This window comes from Paenibacillus sp. F4 (assembly GCF_002894905.1).
In the GTDB taxonomy this organism is placed as follows: Bacteria; Bacillota; Bacilli; order Paenibacillales; family Paenibacillaceae; genus Paenibacillus; species Paenibacillus polymyxa_B.
On sequence record NZ_POVS01000016.1, the window covers coordinates 54,742 to 70,870 of the forward strand.

The following is a 16,129-nucleotide window of genomic DNA, read 5'->3' on the forward strand; positions in this document are numbered from 1 at the left end:
CATGAAATATATCGGAGTCAATGGCGTCCTCACGGAAGCCGCAAAAGCCGTGATTCACGTAAGTGATCACGGCTTTTTATACGGAATGGGCTTGTTTGAAACATTCCGCACCTACAAGGGTGTCCCATTCTTGCTGGATCGACATCTGCATCGACTGCAGGAAGGTTGCCGAATGCTCGGCATTCCTTTTCAACCGGATGAGGAGCAACTTACGAGACACATCCAACATCTGATGGTGGCGAATGGACTGGATGAAGCCTATATCCGTTACACCGTATCAGCGGGTGAAGAGGCGCTAGGTTTGCCGACGGGTGACTATACGCGCCCCAACCATATTTTGTTTGCGAAACCGTTGCCCTCTACCAATGCACAAACCGGGCAATCCACTTCCCCATCGGCGCTTCAGTTGTTGCGAACCCCCAGAAACACTCCAGAGGGTGAGGTTCGTTTAAAGTCGCTCCATTATATGAATAATATTCTTGCGAAGCGGGAACTTCAGCAGTATGCCGAGGCTGTCCGTTATAAGGCTGAAGGAATGATGCTTACGGCCAATGGTTTTCTGGCGGAGGGAATGGTCAGCAATCTGTTTTTTGTGCGGAATAATACGCTGTATACCCCTGACTTGTCTACAGGAATTCTGCCAGGCATTACGCGTGAATTCATTTTGGAGCTGGCGCATCTGCGAGACATTCCTTGTAAGCAAGGTTTGTACCGCTGGGACGAGCTGAAACAGGCTGATGAAGTTTTTATGACCAACTCTATACAAGAAATACGGCCCGTGGATTTGTTGTTGGAGCCGGGAGGAGCAACGAACCATGTATCGGTTCCCTTGACGCAGCCCAGGTCCATAACAGCTTTGCTGTTGCACGATTATAGACAGAAAGCAGGGATCAAGTGAACATACCGACCCTTTATCAACGTAGTTACCGAATGGGGGATGCCGAGCTTACGCTCGGACATTCCACACAGATCATGGGTATACTGAATGTGACCCCGGATTCATTTTCCGATGGAGGATTACATTATAGTCCTGAGATTGCTGTTTTACATGCATTGAAGCTGGTGGAAGATGGAGCCGATATCATTGACATTGGTGGGGAGTCTACCCGTCCGGGTCATGATCCGGTAGGTGTGGAAGAGGAATTGGCTCGGGTCATACCGGTCGTCGAGGCCATTCATCGTATCGCACCGCACATTCCGTTATCTGTAGATACTTACAAAGCCGAAGTAGCCAGAAAGGCACTCGAGGCTGGCGCACATATCATTAATGATGTGTGGGGGTTTAAGGCAGACCCTGATATGGCACGTGTAGCTTCGGAATTCGATTGCCCGGTCATTTTGATGCATAATCGTCATGACCGTAACTATAGTGATTTGGTTTCTGATATGCTGTCTGATTTAAAAGAGAGTATCCGATTAGCGCTGGATGCGGGGGTACGTGAGGAACAGATCATTTTAGACCCAGGCATCGGTTTTGCCAAGGATTATGATGAAAATATCCATGCCATGACTTCTCTCGATACATTGAGTCAGCTAGGCTTTCCACTGTTATTGGCTACGTCACGCAAAAGATTTATTCGTACAGCACTGGATTTGCCTGTGAATGATGTGGTGGAGGGCACGGCGGCTACTGTTGCTTTTGGCATTGCTCAAGGGTGCCAGATTGTGCGTGTACATGATGTGGCACAAATCAAGCGCACCGTACGTATGTGTGATGCGATGGTGTACGGGTCTAAAAATGCACTGAGTTATGGTGGTTAGAAGACGCTTCATGAATGATTTGATCCTGCGATTGCAAAGGCGAACGCTCCGCTTCTTCGGATTCAAATCCTTCATTCCGCTACAACGCGCCATAAAGTCACTGTATTTTTAGAGAGAAATTTATTATAAAAAATTGAAATAAAAAACAGGGGGTCTACCCACGATGGATAAAATGGTTTTGCATCGTATGGAGTATTACGGATATCATGGTGTTTTTCCAGAGGAGCGCAAGCTGGGACAGCGTTTTTATATTGATTTGGAACTGGAGCTTGATCTGCGTGAAGCGGGTGAGCAGGATGCTTTGGACAAAACGGTTAATTACGCCGAGGTACATTACACCGTTAAAGATATTGTAGAAAAGGAATCTTACCAATTGATTGAAGCTTTGGGCGAACGTATTGCATCTTCCCTACTGGACACTTATACTAGTGTCAATGCACTGACTGTCAAAGTCACGAAGCCGCATCCGCCGTTTGATATTCATTTTCAAGGCGTGACGGTTGAGCTTTATCGCGCAAGAAAGTAGGAACGATACATGAATGCACATTCGACCTCTGAGGCATCAGAGGCTTATATTGCTTTAGGGGCTAATTTGGGGGAGCGCGAGCATACCCTGTATGAAGCCATTACGGCGCTGGACGAACATCCAGGTATACGGGTAATACGGTGCTCCAGCCTGTATGAAACAGAGCCTGTTGGGTATCTGGATCAACCTTCTTTTTTGAACATGACGGTAGCCGTATCTACAATTCTTGCTCCAGAGGAGCTTCTGGTATATATGCTGGAGGTGGAGAGTCGTCTGGGGAGAGTAAGACATATTCCTAATGGTCCACGATCCATCGATCTGGACTTGTTATGGATGGGAGCGGCGCAACTGGCTACACCGGATTTGGAGCTTCCTCACCCTCGTATGTTGGAGCGTGCTTTTGTGCTGGTTCCTTTGGCTGACATCGTTCCGACCCAAGATCCGTCCGGTCTGTACAGTATCGTGCATACTGCATTGAATTCTGTGGATGGAAAGGACGGCATACAGCTTTGGAAAACATGCAGCTGGCGCAACGACTCCGCGCCTTTCGGAAGTTAAAAGGGTTCACACAGCAGGAGTTGGCAGAACGTACTGGTATATCTTTGACTGTATTAGGTGCTGTGGAGCGAGGCAATCGTACAGTAGACCCAGACATGCTGAACATCATCGCCCAAACGCTAGAAATTGAAGTCCGGGAACTGACGGAATGACGATAAGTATACGATATAAAAGAAGGAATAAAGGGGTGAACGGATATGTTGAAAATCGGCGACATTGAAATGAAAAACCAAGTCGTCTTGGCACCAATGGCAGGCGTGTGCAATCCTGCTTTTCGCTTGATCGCCAAGGAATTCGGTACAGGCTTGGTATGTGCAGAGATGGTTAGTGATAAAGCCATCATTCATGGCAACAAGCGTACACGTGAGATGCTGTTTGTAGATGAACGCGAGAAGCCGCTTAGCTTGCAAATTTTCGGAGGCGACCGCGAATCTTTGGTGGAAGCAGCGAAGGTGGTAGATCAGGAAACGAATGCAGATATAATTGATATCAATATGGGCTGCCCGGTTCCCAAAGTGACCAAATGTGACGCAGGTGCTCGTTGGCTGCTCGATCCAAACAAGATTTATGAAATGGTATCGGCGGTAGTGGAATCGGTAAGCAAGCCGGTTACCGTGAAAATGCGTATTGGTTGGGATAGCGAGCATATTTATGCCGTAGAGAACGCTCGCGCTGTTGAACGTGCCGGAGGTCAGGCCGTTAGCGTACATGGCCGTACACGGGAGCAACTGTATACGGGACATGCGAATTGGGATATTATAAAAGAAGTTAAAGAAGCAGTTTCCATTCCTGTAATTGGAAACGGTGATGTGGCATCACCGGAAGATGCCCGCCGTATGCTGGATTTGACCAATTGTGATGGCGTTATGATCGGACGTGGTGCTCTGGGGAATCCGTGGATGCTCTACCGTACGATTGAGTACCTGCAAACGGGCGAGCTGTTGCCCGATCCTTCACCGGAAGAAAAAATTCGTATTGCCATTCTGCATATGGATCGTCTGGTTGCATTGAAGGGTGAAGCAGTAGCTGTCCGTGAAATGCGTAAGCATCTGGCTTGGTACCTCAAAGGGTTTAAAGGTTCGGCACGTATTAAGGATGTCATTATGGAAGAAACAAAGCGCGACGATATGGTACGCATTTTGGATCAATTTGTATCTCAATTGCACATGGTAGATAACGATGAGCCTTCTACAAGCGCTGCTTCTCCTGCTGCTGTTGCGCAATAAGGAAGCTGTTCCGGCCTGTGCACGCGATTGACTTTTCCAATTGCTTGCCCTATAATCGTTCAGTATAAAATCTTGATGTATGCTACAAATTGTGTGCAGCTCTCAAGACAACAGCAGGAAATGTTCTCATTCCCTCAGAGTGGCATATTATGTTTTGAAAGCGTGCATTCCGATGCACTTTTAAACTTTTCCCATGACAGGAGAATCGGTTAAGATGAGCGATAAAGAAGTCATTCTGACACAGGAAGGTCTTAGAAAGCTCGAAGATGAGCTTGAGAACTTAAAGTCTGTCAAACGCCGCGAAGTGGCTGAACGGATTAAGGTAGCCATCGGATACGGAGATATTAGTGAAAACTCCGAATATGAGGATGCGAAGAATGAGCAGGCCTTTATTGAAGGTCGTGTAATTACGTTGGAAAAGATGCTACGCAATGCCCGCATTATCAATAGTGATGAAATTGACACCGATGTTGTGGGAGTAGGCGCAACTGTGACCGTTGAAGATTTGGAATTCGGAGATATTACAGAGTATGCTATCGTAGGTTCCGCTGAATCCGATCCGCTTCAGAACAAGATTTCGAATGAAAGTTCGGTTGGCAAAGCAATTCTCGGTAAGAAAAAGGGAACTGTCGTGGATGTCACCGTTCCAGCAGGCGTTATTCAATATAAAATCGTGGATATCAAGAAATAAGACACGGACTTTGGAATTTAATGTAAAAGCTTCCTTGTGGAAGCTTTTTTTCTCTACACCCGGACGGACCCCGGCCCGTCTATTCATATTGAAGGAGCTGATTTAGCACCATGTCGGATGAAACTACTAACCAGGAATCACAAGAAAATCGCGAGGAATTAAGTGAATTATTGCAAATTCGTCGTGCCAAATTGGACGAGCTTCGCTCACTGGGCATTGATCCTTTTGGACGCAAATACATACGCACAGCTGAAGCGGGCGTACTACTGAGCAAGTATGACAGTTTGACTAAGGAAGAACTGGAAGAAAAGAATATTGAAGTTAGCATAGCAGGCCGTATTATGGCTAAACGTGTGATGGGAAAAGCCAGCTTTGCTCATATACAGGATCTCAGCGGACGTATTCAAATTTATGTTCGTCAAGATACGGTACCTGAATCCAAATATAAAGCATTTGGTATTTTGGATCTGGGCGATATTGTTGGTGTTAAGGGTGTGCTCTTTAAGACCAAAACAGGCGAAACGACAATCAAAGTACTGGATATTGAGGTCTTGTCCAAATCCTTGTATCCATTACCAGAGAAATATCATGGCCTGAAGGATGTTGAATTGCGTTACCGTCAACGGTATGTCGATTTGGTTATGAACCCTGAAGTACAAAAAACGTTCATTACACGGTCTCGTATTATTCAATCCATGCGTCGTTATCTCGATTCGCTCGGCTATTTGGAAGTTGAAACCCCAACATTACATTCCATTGCTGGCGGGGCGGCGGCGAAGCCTTTTATTACGCACCATAATGCATTGGACATGCAGCTTTATATGCGTATTGCTATTGAACTCCATTTGAAACGACTAATTGTCGGCGGAATGGAGAAAGTATATGAGATCGGGCGTGTATACCGTAATGAAGGTATTTCGACCCGCCATAACCCTGAGTTTACGATGATTGAGCTGTATGAAGCGTATGCTGATTATAAAGATATCATGCAATTGACGGAAAACATGGTTGCACATATTGCGCAGGAAGTACTGGGCACACAGCACATTCAATATCAAGGCCAGGAAGTGGATCTGACGCCGCAATGGCGCAGAGTCTCCATGGTGGATGCTGTTAAAGAAGTAACAGGCGTAGACTTTAGCGTGCAGATGAGTAATGAAGAAGCTCATCGTCTTGCGAAAGAGCATAAAGTTCCGGTTGAACCGCATATGACATTTGGCCATATCCTGAATGCATTCTTTGAGCAGTTCGTAGAGGAAACGCTTATTCAACCGATCTTTATTACTGGACATCCGGTTGAAATCTCGCCGTTGGCCAAGAAAAACGAACAAGATCCGCGGTTTACGGATCGCTTCGAGCTGTTCGTGGTTGCTCGTGAGCATGCGAATGCGTTCACTGAGCTGAATGATCCAATCGACCAGCGTCAACGTTTTGAAGCACAATTGCTGGAACGTGAGCACGGTAACGACGAGGCGCATGAAATGGATGATGACTTTATCCGCGCCTTGGAATACGGGATGCCACCAACAGGTGGACTGGGCATCGGCATCGATCGTTTGGTTATGTTGCTGACAGATGCGCCTTCCATTCGCGATGTGCTGCTTTTCCCGCATATGCGTAACCAACAGTAGAATAACATAACATTATGAATATAGAGGATCAGCCGGGTTTCCCGTGTCTTGTTCCTCTTTTTCATAAGAACGGATGGAGAGAATACTCTAATGAAACGCAGCGTCAAGCTTAGTCGGTTCGCATCGCCTCCTTTTATATTGGTCATCGGATATTTATTGATTATTGCATTGGGTACTTTGCTACTGATGCTTCCTGTTGCCAATCATAGTGGTCATGCTCCGCATTGGATTGATTCGCTTTTTACGTCCGTCTCAGCCGCTTGTGTCACAGGACTGGTCGTTGTTGACGTCGATTCAACATATACGATGTTTGGCGAAACCGTCATTTTGGTGCTGATGCAGCTAGGCGGGCTGGGGTTTATGACCTTAGCGACCTTGTTTGCGCTGTTGTTGGGGCGGCGATTATCGTTAAAGGATCGGTTGCTGCTTAAGGAGGCTATTAATGCCGATAGCATGGAAGGGATCGTGCGTATTATTCGCAAGGTGCTGATCTTTTCTTTTACCATTGAGGCGATAGCTGCCGTCGTCTTAGCTTTGCGGTGGATGCGAGAGATGCCTGTCGGACAAGCAATCTATTATGGAATATTCCATTCCGTATCCCTCTTTAATAACGGAGGATTCGATCTGTTTGGGACTAGCTTCCAACAGTATGCTGGAGATTTTGTTTTCAATATGATTGCATCTGTGCTCGTTATATCAGGAGGCTTGGGTTTCCTTGTACTTAGCGATCTGTTCGATTTTCGCCGTACCCGGAGACTGTCTCTACACTCCAAAATGGTGCTTAGCGTGTCGGGAGTGCTCATTGTGATTGGTGCGCTGGTTTTATTTGTTTTTGAGTTTACCAATGCACGAACCTTGGGCGCGCTGAACTGGGAAGGCAAAGTATATGGAGCTGTCTTTCAATCGGTCTCCACGAGATCATCAGGTACGAGCACAGTCGATATCAGCGGGTTAAGGCAGGCAAGTCAGTTTTTTATTATGTTGCTGATGATTATCGGTGCTTCTCCGGGCTCCACGGGAGGAGGAATTAAAACGACTACGTTTCTGCTTATGGTAGGTGCGCTAATCGCCGTCATGCGAGGACAGAAGGAAATCGTGTTTTTCCGTCATAGGGTCCCCAAAGATATCATGATGCGGGCGCTGACCATTATTGTACTAGCCCTATTTATATTCTCGATTGTGGTTATACTGCTCTTAATGACAGAGGATGCCCCATTTCTCTCCCTGGCATTTGAGGCTGCTTCCGCAATCGGAACGGTAGGCTTGTCCGTAGGAGTGACGCCAGGATTGTCTGATGCAGGCAAGTTGATTATTTGTGTGACCATGTTTATTGGTCGAATTGGTCCTCTTACGATTGCCTATGCCATTCGTCCACGCTCGACCAAGACATTGTACCGTCGTCCCGAAGGGCATATTGTAATTGGATAATGTATCTGTAAAAAAGATGTACCCGTGCTGATTAGCATAGGTACATCTTTTTTTATTTCAGATCATCATCATTCTTTATGGGGAGCATATCATGTAAAATGCCCATTTTGAGAACAAAACGAAATGATCTGAACAGATACTGTTTTTCGCAGAAAAAACGGCTATTTGTTTCCTTTTATGTAATTATAGACAAAATACTAGGAATATTATGTATAATATTGTATGATAGTGGGCATGAAAGGGGGATAGTTGAGATAAATACCAATTTCTAATTTGAAAGGAATCATCTATTATGTATTTATTTATTATTAGTGCTGAAGTTTTATTTTGGGTTTTTGTTGTTGCAGGCTTGATCGCAAGGTATATGTTTGGCTTGAAGAAGTTAGGCGGTCTTCTTTTACTATTTACCCCCATTATTGATATCCTGTTACTGATTGCGGTGTTCATCACGGTGAAAAGTGGCATGGAGATTACGACTGCTACTGGCTTGGCGGCCTGTTATTTTGGTATTACAGTAGCATTTGGTCATAGGTTAATTAAGTGGGCGGATGTACGGTTCTCCCATTGGTTTGGTAAGGGACCCAAGCCTGAACGCAAGTATGGTGCTGCTCATGCAAAAGGGGAACGGATAGGTTGGTTGCTTCACCTTTTGGGTTGGGCTATAGGTAATGCTTTGTTGCTCGCCATCATTGTGTATGTTGATGATCCTCAGCGTACGATGTCTTTGGAGGGCATTATGCAAACATGGGCAATTGTTCTGGCAATCGACTTTGTTGTCTCCTTCAGCTATACTTTAGCTCCCAAAAAACAAAAGCGTAGTTTATAAAGGTTAAGGCTTACACTTAGATGATATCTGGCTGGTCACTCAGGATGTTCAAATCGGAAGAGTCATTGTTGGTGAAAATGAAGTGGTTACTTCCGGTAGGTGGGTGATTCCGTCATCGGAATGTAAAAATTTACAAAAATATGCGGATTTTATGTTTAACTCGCTTTGACAGTCACCTTGTTTTTGCCTCGCTACCTTTTTTCACATACATGTATTCCTTTCGATTTGAACACAGACCAACAGAAGCAACACAACTATTTCTTGTGGGATGACAGACAGCATACACGTTGTGTTTTCCAGGCCTTAGTAAGAAGGATCGTTGTAAGACGAATTTATGGGTCTAGTATGGAAGTGCTTGGAATTTTAAAAAATTGGTCTCGGGATTCCAGCTGAACTCAACTGCGGAGTAGTGTTCTACCCATTCACACAAATTTTAAAATAAATTTTGTGATTTGCCTAAAACGTCGCCTATCTAAGTTTGGCAATTAACGCGATAATATTCCAGGAAAGATTACATATGTCTATAAATGTAGACATACGCAATTAAGTTGTTATTTTGTTTAAAAATGTAAAAAAGAAAGGTGGTTTCTGTGGCAGTACTACTGAGCGGTAAGAACATTTTGATTATGGGCGTGGCTAATAACAGGAGTATTGCCTGGGGGACAGCTCAATCTTTAGCTGCTGAAGGAGCACAGCTCATTTTTACTTACGAAAATGAGAGGGTTGCAGAGCGGGTACTAAAGCTCGTTGAAACCATTCCGGGAGCACTGGTCTGTCCTTGTAATGTACAAAGCAATGAAGAGCTTGATGCATTGGCAGATTTTCTAAAAGAAAAAGTAGGCGTATTGCATGGTTACTTTCACAGTGTCGCCTATGCTAAGGCTGAGGATTTGGATGGCTTGTTCGTTGACACTTCTCGCGAGGGATTCGCCGTTGCACAAGAAATCAGTGCCTATTCTCTGGCTGCTGTATCCCGTCGAGTATACCCACTGATGACAGAGGGTGGAAGTATCGTCACCATGACGTATATTGGCGCAGAACGAGCGATCAAAAATTACAACGTTATGGGTGTGGCGAAGGCTTCACTGGAAGCCAGCATGCGCTATCTGTCGAATGATCTGGGCACATATGGCATTCGCGTAAATGCGATTTCCGCTGGTCCGATACGGACCTTGGCTGCCTATGGCATTAAAGATTTTAACACAATGCTCAAACATATTGAAGAAACTACGCCCCTACGCAAGACGGTTGATACGTCAGAAGTCGGAGATACGGCGTTATTCCTATTTTCCCATTTATCGAGAGGCATTACGGGTGAAGTTATCCATGTAGATGCTGGATACCATATTACGGGGATGTAAGGAGGGAACGTTGTGCTTATTACGCATACGGATTGCCGTATTATCTCACCTGAAGGAATTATGACTAGGGAGCGTCTGGAGCGAGACGTTACGATCTTCTCCCGGATGTTGACGCTCAGAGGAATTCCCGAAGACGGTAGAGTGATTCTGAAAGCGGCCAATTCCTATTGGTTTGTTGTGTCTCTGTTTTCCCTGTGTAATATTGCTGTTTCGGTGACTGTGGTGGACGAGCAGACTGTGCTCGATGAGGTTGCCCAAATCTATGATGAAGCGGGTGCCTGTTGCATCCTTACGGATTCCGATTTAGAACTTCCTCATGCTCTCGTTATTCTGATTCAAGATCTGATTCAAGAAGAAGCAGTACACCCGGATTGGGTGGGAGAGCCAAAGCTTGAAGCCCTCGACTTTAATAAGTGGTGCGAGAGGTCAGATGCGCTCATTCTGTATTCTTCAGGTACGACGGGAAAACCCAAGGGAATCGTGAAAGCTGGTTCAGCTTTTATGGAGAATATCAGGCATTCCATACACGCCATGAACTACCTACCGTCTGACCATATGCTCCCCGTTGTGCCTTTTTCTCATTTTTATGGAATCTCACTTATTTTCTCCTGGTGGTTAACCTCATGTTCTCTCATCATCTGCAATCCCAAAAACCTCTGGAGCGTCATTGCAAGTATTACGAAAGACCGGGCGACGGTCGTAGACGCTAACCCCTCTGCTTTTTACACCTTGTTGCGTATGCTAAACCGAAAACCCGAACAACTGGAAATGGTCAAGGAAGCTCCGGTGCGCATGTGGTGCGTAGGCGGTTCTCCACTTACCCAAGATCTAGAAGAGAAATTTAACAACATATTTGGACAGCCCCTGCTGAATGGTTACGGCCTTTCTGAACTGGGCAACGTTACGCTGGGCACGCTAGAGTGTCCGAAGGGCTGTGGCCTACCATTACCTGGTGTGGATTTGAAAATACTAGATTCTGCAGGCAACCAGCAGGCAGACGGTATCGTAGGCGAAGTGTGGATACGCAGTGCTGGATGCATGGAAGGTTACTTGAATCGTCCAGACCTGACGCAATCCGTTCTACAGGACGGCTGGTTCAAGACGGGGGATCTCGGCTATCTGGATGACGGAATGCTGTATGTCATTGGTCGCAGCGGTAAGACGGTCAACCGGATGGGCTACATGGTATCTCCGGTCTATATTGAGGACCGGATTGGTTCGCTTGGTTACCGATCCTGCGTGATCACCTTGGAGGATGAGGCTAAAGGGACATTGCTTGTTGCATTCATCGAAGGTGAATCCTCGCAAGCCTTGTCTGTACTCCGCAAAGAAATAAATCGTGTACTCCCTTCATACATGTTTCCCGATCTTTTGCTTCCGCTCGACCATTTTCCTTTAAATCGCAATGGAAAAGTAGATCGTCTGGAGATGGAGCGTATTGCCCTGGAGAAAGTTGCTTCTCGCAAAGTATAGCAAAATATTTACCAAAACCGCATATAGGAAAGGGAGAATGTGCCATGAGTATAAATCCAGAGTTGGCAGAAAACACACTGTTTTTGAAAAGGCATGAATCTATTCTGAAATGCCTCAATTATTTGATTGAAAATCGGCAGGAAGTGATGGATATTCTCACGCAATTTTCATCCTATCGGGCTGCTAATGCAGAAATTGACTCCACGATCCTCACACTTCAAGGTGCTCTGCAAGAAGTGCAGACCTATCAGCCAAGCTGGCAACGATCTATGGCTGTATTCATGCCTTCCAACGTCATTTTGTACTCCTATGCATTATACCTCTTGATTCCGTCCCTGTACGTTGAAAATATAGACTTTCGCCCTTCTTCTCACGTAAACGAGTACGTCAACATGCTGCATGAAAAGCTTCAGGCTGTACATGGATTACCCATCTATATTCGTAAAGTTAGCCAGAAGGTGTTTATGGAGAATTCCGTTATGCCAGCTGATATTGTGGTGTTCACCGGGAGCTATACCAATGCAGAGAAGATCAAAAAACAGATTCGAAAAGATCAGCTCTACATTTTTTACGGACAAGGGCTAAATCCTTTCATCATCGGGCCTGATGCAGATCTGGAGCTGGCGGTTACCGATGTGATTCGAATGAGATTGTTCAACTCTGGACAAGACTGCCTAGGCCCCGACATCATTCTGGTACATCAAGATGTGAGTGAGCATTTCAAAGATCTGCTGATTCAACAGCTTGACCAACTCGTGTTTGGTGCCAACGATGATCCGAACGCAAACTATACCCCTATATTCTATAAAGACACGCTATATTCGGTTTCCGAATATTTCAATACGAACGATAAGTTTATTATTTACGGCGGCGGCATTGATTTCCGTACAAAAAAGATGGAGCCAACGGTTGTATATAGTGAATTGGATCAGAATTTGGAGATTATTGAGTATTTTTCGCCAGTCTTCAATGTAGTTAGCTACCAAGACGACGAGCAATTGATCAAACGTATTTCCTCCAGTTATTTCAGTGAACGTGCAATGGGTTGCAGCTTATACGGATCGGAGCACCTGACTGACGTTCTACGAAAGAAGCACACATTGACCATTAATCAGACGCTTGAGGATGTGGATCAAGGCAATAAGCCTTTTGGTGGCTACGGCACGATGTCGAACTATATTTTTTATGATTTCAAGCTCATTTCGAAGCCGATCTTGATTTCAGAAATTGTCGCAGAATATTTGTCGGAAAAGAGGAGTTTGGTATGACTGCGAGCTTCTTTCCCTGGGATGCCATCATTGGGTACTTAAAATCGGCTGGGATTCAGCATCTCTTTGGATTACCAAGTGATGATCTCAAAATCGTATCGTCACTCCCCTCATCCGGTATGGATTTTATTCTGTGTAAAGATCAACGTAATGCTGTGTTCATGGCAGCAGGTTATGCGCTCACCACCAACCAGATGTCCGTGTGTGTTGTGGGGAAAGGCCCTGCGCTCAGTAATACACTCACAGGGCTGTTGGAAGCCAAAAACCTGGGCGCTCCGCTCCTGCTTCTGGCGCTTGGTACCGGAGGAGACAAGCTGGGTACCCGATCCTTTCAGGAAGCCGATCAAATCTCACTCGTGAAGCCGCTCGTAAAATGGGCTTATCGTGTCGAGCATGTGGATCGGCTTGTATGGGCGATGGAGCGGGCTGCCTTTTTGGCTATCAATGGAGCACCGGGTCCTGTCTATATCGAACTCCCTGAAAACCTGATGGACCAGCCTGTGCCAACAGGGTTTCAGTTTACCCCACCAGAAAAGCTGTCGTGCTCTCCGTCTCGTCGGGAGTTGGATGCATCGTGGGGAATTATTGAGAACGCCCGCAGGCCACTCATTCTAGTCGGAGGCGGAATGAAGTCAGGTACAGGTGATGTGATTGAGCGGTTTGCTAACCAACATGGAGCGGCCTTGTTCGCAACCGCCTCGGGACGGGGTGTTGTTAATGAAGACCACGAACTCTTCTGTGGTGTTGCGGGACTCTATACGGATCTTAGTCTAAGACAAATCTGGAAGGAATCTGATGTGGTAATCACACTGGGCAGTCGTTTGGAAGAAACGGCTACTTTCGAGTGGGATATTTTGCTACAGGATACACCTTTGATTCAAGTCAATGTAAATCTGGAGGATTTTGCACACGAATACAGGGGTATCAAGGTGCTTGGTGATGGATATGAAGCGGTGGAGCAGTGGCTTGAACGGCGCGGGCAGGAGCCTGATGGAGTGTGGCTTGAAACGATTAGGAGTTGTAAACAGGAGGCTTTTTCTCACAGGGCTATTTATCTGGAAGAGCTGAAAAAGACCCCTGGAATCCACGTTCCTGAGCTGTTGGATATGATTCAGACGGAGTTCCCTGAAAATCTGGTGCTTCTTCAGGAGAATGGATTGCAGGATATGTGGTCCTATTTTTATCCATATTTTCGCTTTGCCCACGGCTCTCTTTCGATTGTTCCTAGTGATCAAACAAGTCTTGGATTCGGTGCGGCGGCTGCTCTGGGGGCAAGCGTGGCGACACAACGTCCAGTAGTGGCACTTGTAGGTGACGGTGCGTTCAATCTCTTCTGTTCGGATTTTATGACGGCGGTGGAGTATCAAATACCGTTAATCTATCTCGTACTCAATAATGGTGGGTATGGTTGGTTACAGAATCAGATGAATTATAAGCATCTCACAGGGCAGTCTCTCCCGTTTGTTTCTGAGGCGGCCAAGACAGGAATTCAAATTCCTCAGTACGAGTTTGTGGAAAGCCTTGCAATTCGGAGTAAGGGAGAGGCACGGGAACAGCTTCAGCTTGCTTGGCAAAAGTATCAGGAGAACAAGCTTGTGGTCGTCGAGGTATATGCTGATCTTGCGGATGTGCATGAAAAAATCAGTCATGTGTATGGCGACTTTCCTCTCTACGAGCAACAGGCTTCCAAGAATTAATTTCAACGAAGGACGTGGATACAGTGAGAAGACGTGTTGTAGTGACTGGACAGGGAGTTGTAACGCCGGTCGGGCTTAATCTTACGGATTTCTGGAATTCACTGTTGGAAGGAAAAAGCGGAATCGGACCTGTCACTGCTTTCGATACAGTGGACATTCCGACAAAGATCGGTGCACAGGTTACGGGCTTTGACCCATTGCAATATATGAGCAAGAAGGAAGCTAATAAAGTGGCACAGTTTACTCAGTTTGCTTTGGCAGCTGCCCGCCAGGCAGTGGAGCAATCAAAATTAGTGATTGATGAGCGGAATGCAAGTCGCGTGGGGGTTATCGTCGGCTCTGGAGCAGGCGGCCTCGACGTTATAGAGGAGAACTATGGGAAATTAACAAAGCTTGGTCCCAAAAGAGTTTCTCCTTATTTTGTTTCCTCGATGATGATTAATTCAGCACCTGGTGAAATCTCCATTGCTATTGGGGCCAAGGGGCCTTCTTTTGCTGTGGTTACGGCTTGTGCCACAGGAAGTAATGCCATTGGTGAGGCATTACGTACGATCCAGTACGGCACGGCTGATGTCGTGGTTGCCGGTGGAGCAGAAGCCAATTTTAGTCAGCTTGATCTGGCATCTTTTGCGAATATCCATGCTCTCTCCAGACGTAATGAAGAGCCGCAGAAGGCTAGTCGTCCGTTTGATGTGGATCGCGATGGATTCGTCATCGGTGGAGGAGCAGGAGTCTTGGTGCTGGAGGAGTTGGAGTATGCTTTGAACCGCGGAGCCACCATTCTGGCCGAAGTTGTGGGTTACGGATGCACAACTGATGCGTATCATATCACGGCTCCAGATCCCTCTGGCTCCGGTCCGGCAGAAGCGATCAACATCGCACTGCAGGATGGCGGCTTAACACCGCAGGAAATCGACTATGTCAATGCCCACGGTACGAGTACGCCATTTAATGATCGTATGGAGATTAATGCTATTCAAAAAGTATTCGGGGAGCATGCCCCCCGTTTGGCGATATCGTCTATTAAATCCATGACTGGTCATTTAATGGGCGGTGCAGGGGCAGTCGAATTAATTGCGACTGTGCAGAGCATGATTCACAGCAAAGTACCACCGACACTCAATTGCGATAATCCTGAAGCTCCTGAATTGAATTTTGTGCCGCATGTATATCAGGAACGCGAGGTCCGCGCGGCGATTAGCAATTCATTTGGTTTCGGAGGGCACAACGTCTGCCTTGCTGTTCGCAAGTGGGAAGGGGAATAAGCCTGTGAGCGAAGAGCTAATCCATATCCCGGATGTGCTTCCGCACCGGTACCCATTTCTTCTGTTGGATGGCGTGACCGGGTACGAAACGTCGCAATGGGCGAAGGGATACAAGCTTGTCACCTGGAGTGAGTGGTTCATTACTGACACTAACCCATACATGCCTCCTATGTTGATTGTGGAGTCGCTTGCACAATTAGCGGCATTCGCTGCGATTGATAAAAAAGGCATTTCATACCTGACTAACCTCAATGGAATTCGATTCCACAGCTTGGCCAAGCCTGGAGACCGAATTGATCTCTATTTTGAAGTGATCAAGCGTCGGCGGGGCTATATTCTCGGAAGCGGTCGGGCTTCCGTAGGGGATCGATTGGTGGTTGAGGCGGAAGAAATCGTTTCACTGGATCAATGACGGGGT

Annotated in this window: 16 protein-coding genes; all 16 read left to right on the forward strand. The window is 46.3% G+C overall.

The window, feature by feature from the left end; genetic code table 11:
* Position 1: 1 nt before the first annotated feature.
* The 16 genes from C1T21_RS18560 (at position 2) to C1T21_RS18635 (ending at position 16,123) form a co-directional block, all read left to right on the forward strand.
* Entirely contained in the window at positions 2-898 is an 897-nt protein-coding gene (locus C1T21_RS18560) for an aminotransferase class IV (RefSeq protein WP_103049288.1), read from the forward strand.
* Positions 895-1,761: a dihydropteroate synthase gene (folP, locus tag C1T21_RS18565; protein WP_025718318.1), complete on the forward strand. Its 867-nt coding sequence runs from the start codon at positions 895-897 to the stop codon at positions 1,759-1,761. The genes C1T21_RS18560 and folP overlap by 4 nt, the downstream gene beginning before the upstream one ends.
* A 163-nt stretch (positions 1,762-1,924) precedes the next feature.
* Positions 1,925-2,287: a dihydroneopterin aldolase gene (gene folB / locus C1T21_RS18570; protein ID WP_023986457.1), complete on the forward strand. Its 363-nt coding sequence runs from the start codon at positions 1,925-1,927 to the stop codon at positions 2,285-2,287.
* Between the two features lie 9 nt (positions 2,288-2,296).
* A complete protein-coding gene (gene folK, locus C1T21_RS18575; RefSeq protein ID WP_103049289.1) occupies positions 2,297-2,845 on the forward strand; it encodes a 2-amino-4-hydroxy-6-hydroxymethyldihydropteridine diphosphokinase in 549 nt (182 codons plus the stop codon).
* Positions 2,797-2,997 (forward strand): helix-turn-helix domain-containing protein, encoded by a 201-nt coding sequence (locus tag C1T21_RS18580; RefSeq protein WP_025719314.1) that lies wholly within the window; start codon positions 2,797-2,799, stop codon positions 2,995-2,997. The genes folK and C1T21_RS18580 overlap by 49 nt, the downstream gene beginning before the upstream one ends.
* A 45-nt stretch (positions 2,998-3,042) precedes the next feature.
* A complete protein-coding gene (gene dusB, locus C1T21_RS18585) occupies positions 3,043-4,071 on the forward strand; it encodes a tRNA dihydrouridine synthase DusB (protein ID WP_103049290.1) in 1,029 nt (342 codons plus the stop codon).
* A gap of 214 nt (positions 4,072-4,285) precedes the next feature.
* The gene (gene greA, locus C1T21_RS18590) at positions 4,286-4,762 is read left to right on the forward strand and encodes a transcription elongation factor GreA (protein ID WP_103049291.1); all 477 of its coding nucleotides are present in this window, start codon (positions 4,286-4,288) and stop codon (positions 4,760-4,762) included.
* Positions 4,763-4,872: 110 nt separating this feature from the next.
* Positions 4,873-6,393 (forward strand): lysine--tRNA ligase, encoded by a 1,521-nt coding sequence (lysS, locus tag C1T21_RS18595; RefSeq protein WP_103049292.1) that lies wholly within the window; start codon positions 4,873-4,875, stop codon positions 6,391-6,393.
* 90 nt (positions 6,394-6,483) lie between these two features.
* A complete protein-coding gene (locus C1T21_RS18600; RefSeq protein WP_071639027.1) occupies positions 6,484-7,821 on the forward strand; it encodes a TrkH family potassium uptake protein in 1,338 nt (445 codons plus the stop codon).
* Between the two features lie 292 nt (positions 7,822-8,113).
* Positions 8,114-8,647: a hypothetical protein gene (locus C1T21_RS18605; protein ID WP_103049293.1), complete on the forward strand. Its 534-nt coding sequence runs from the start codon at positions 8,114-8,116 to the stop codon at positions 8,645-8,647.
* Between the two features lie 590 nt (positions 8,648-9,237).
* Positions 9,238-10,008, forward strand: coding sequence for an enoyl-ACP reductase FabI (gene fabI / locus C1T21_RS18610; RefSeq protein ID WP_013308164.1), 771 nt, complete (start codon positions 9,238-9,240; stop codon positions 10,006-10,008).
* Positions 10,009-10,020: 12 nt separating this feature from the next.
* On the forward strand, positions 10,021-11,481 hold the full coding sequence (locus tag C1T21_RS18615) for a class I adenylate-forming enzyme family protein (protein ID WP_103049294.1): 1,461 nt from the start codon (positions 10,021-10,023) through the stop codon (positions 11,479-11,481).
* Between the two features lie 44 nt (positions 11,482-11,525).
* Positions 11,526-12,749, forward strand: a complete 1,224-nt coding sequence (locus C1T21_RS18620; protein WP_103049295.1) for an aldehyde dehydrogenase family protein — start codon at positions 11,526-11,528, stop codon at positions 12,747-12,749.
* Positions 12,746-14,446 carry a thiamine pyrophosphate-binding protein gene (locus tag C1T21_RS18625; RefSeq protein WP_103049296.1) on the forward strand — a complete coding sequence of 567 codons (1,701 nt, stop codon included), beginning with the start codon at positions 12,746-12,748 and terminating at the stop codon, positions 14,444-14,446. The genes C1T21_RS18620 and C1T21_RS18625 overlap by 4 nt, the downstream gene beginning before the upstream one ends.
* Positions 14,447-14,469: 23 nt before the next feature.
* Positions 14,470-15,711, forward strand: a complete 1,242-nt coding sequence (gene fabF, locus C1T21_RS18630; protein WP_103049297.1) for a beta-ketoacyl-ACP synthase II — start codon at positions 14,470-14,472, stop codon at positions 15,709-15,711.
* A 4-nt stretch (positions 15,712-15,715) separates the two neighbouring features.
* Positions 15,716-16,123 (forward strand): 3-hydroxyacyl-ACP dehydratase FabZ family protein, encoded by a 408-nt coding sequence (locus tag C1T21_RS18635; RefSeq protein ID WP_025721676.1) that lies wholly within the window; start codon positions 15,716-15,718, stop codon positions 16,121-16,123.
* The last annotated feature ends 6 nt before the right edge of the window (positions 16,124-16,129 follow it).

What these genes read in the sequence shown, in the direction of transcription:
- C1T21_RS18600 (WP_071639027.1), top strand. Translation starts at nt 6,484, where the DNA reads ATGAAACGCAGCGTCAAGCTTAGTCGGTTCGCATCGCCTCCTTTTATA.
- dusB (WP_103049290.1), top strand. Translation starts at nt 3,043, where the DNA reads ATGTTGAAAATCGGCGACATTGAAATGAAAAACCAAGTCGTCTTGGCA.
- C1T21_RS18625 (WP_103049296.1), top strand. Translation starts at nt 12,746, where the DNA reads ATGACTGCGAGCTTCTTTCCCTGGGATGCCATCATTGGGTACTTAAAA.
- C1T21_RS18560 (WP_103049288.1), top strand. Translation starts at nt 2, where the DNA reads ATGAAATATATCGGAGTCAATGGCGTCCTCACGGAAGCCGCAAAAGCC.
- greA (WP_103049291.1), top strand. Translation starts at nt 4,286, where the DNA reads ATGAGCGATAAAGAAGTCATTCTGACACAGGAAGGTCTTAGAAAGCTC.
- lysS (WP_103049292.1), top strand. Translation starts at nt 4,873, where the DNA reads ATGTCGGATGAAACTACTAACCAGGAATCACAAGAAAATCGCGAGGAA.
- C1T21_RS18620 (WP_103049295.1), top strand. Translation starts at nt 11,526, where the DNA reads ATGAGTATAAATCCAGAGTTGGCAGAAAACACACTGTTTTTGAAAAGG.
- folK (WP_103049289.1), top strand. Translation starts at nt 2,297, where the DNA reads ATGAATGCACATTCGACCTCTGAGGCATCAGAGGCTTATATTGCTTTA.
- folB (WP_023986457.1), top strand. Translation starts at nt 1,925, where the DNA reads ATGGATAAAATGGTTTTGCATCGTATGGAGTATTACGGATATCATGGT.
- C1T21_RS18605 (WP_103049293.1), top strand. Translation starts at nt 8,114, where the DNA reads ATGTATTTATTTATTATTAGTGCTGAAGTTTTATTTTGGGTTTTTGTT.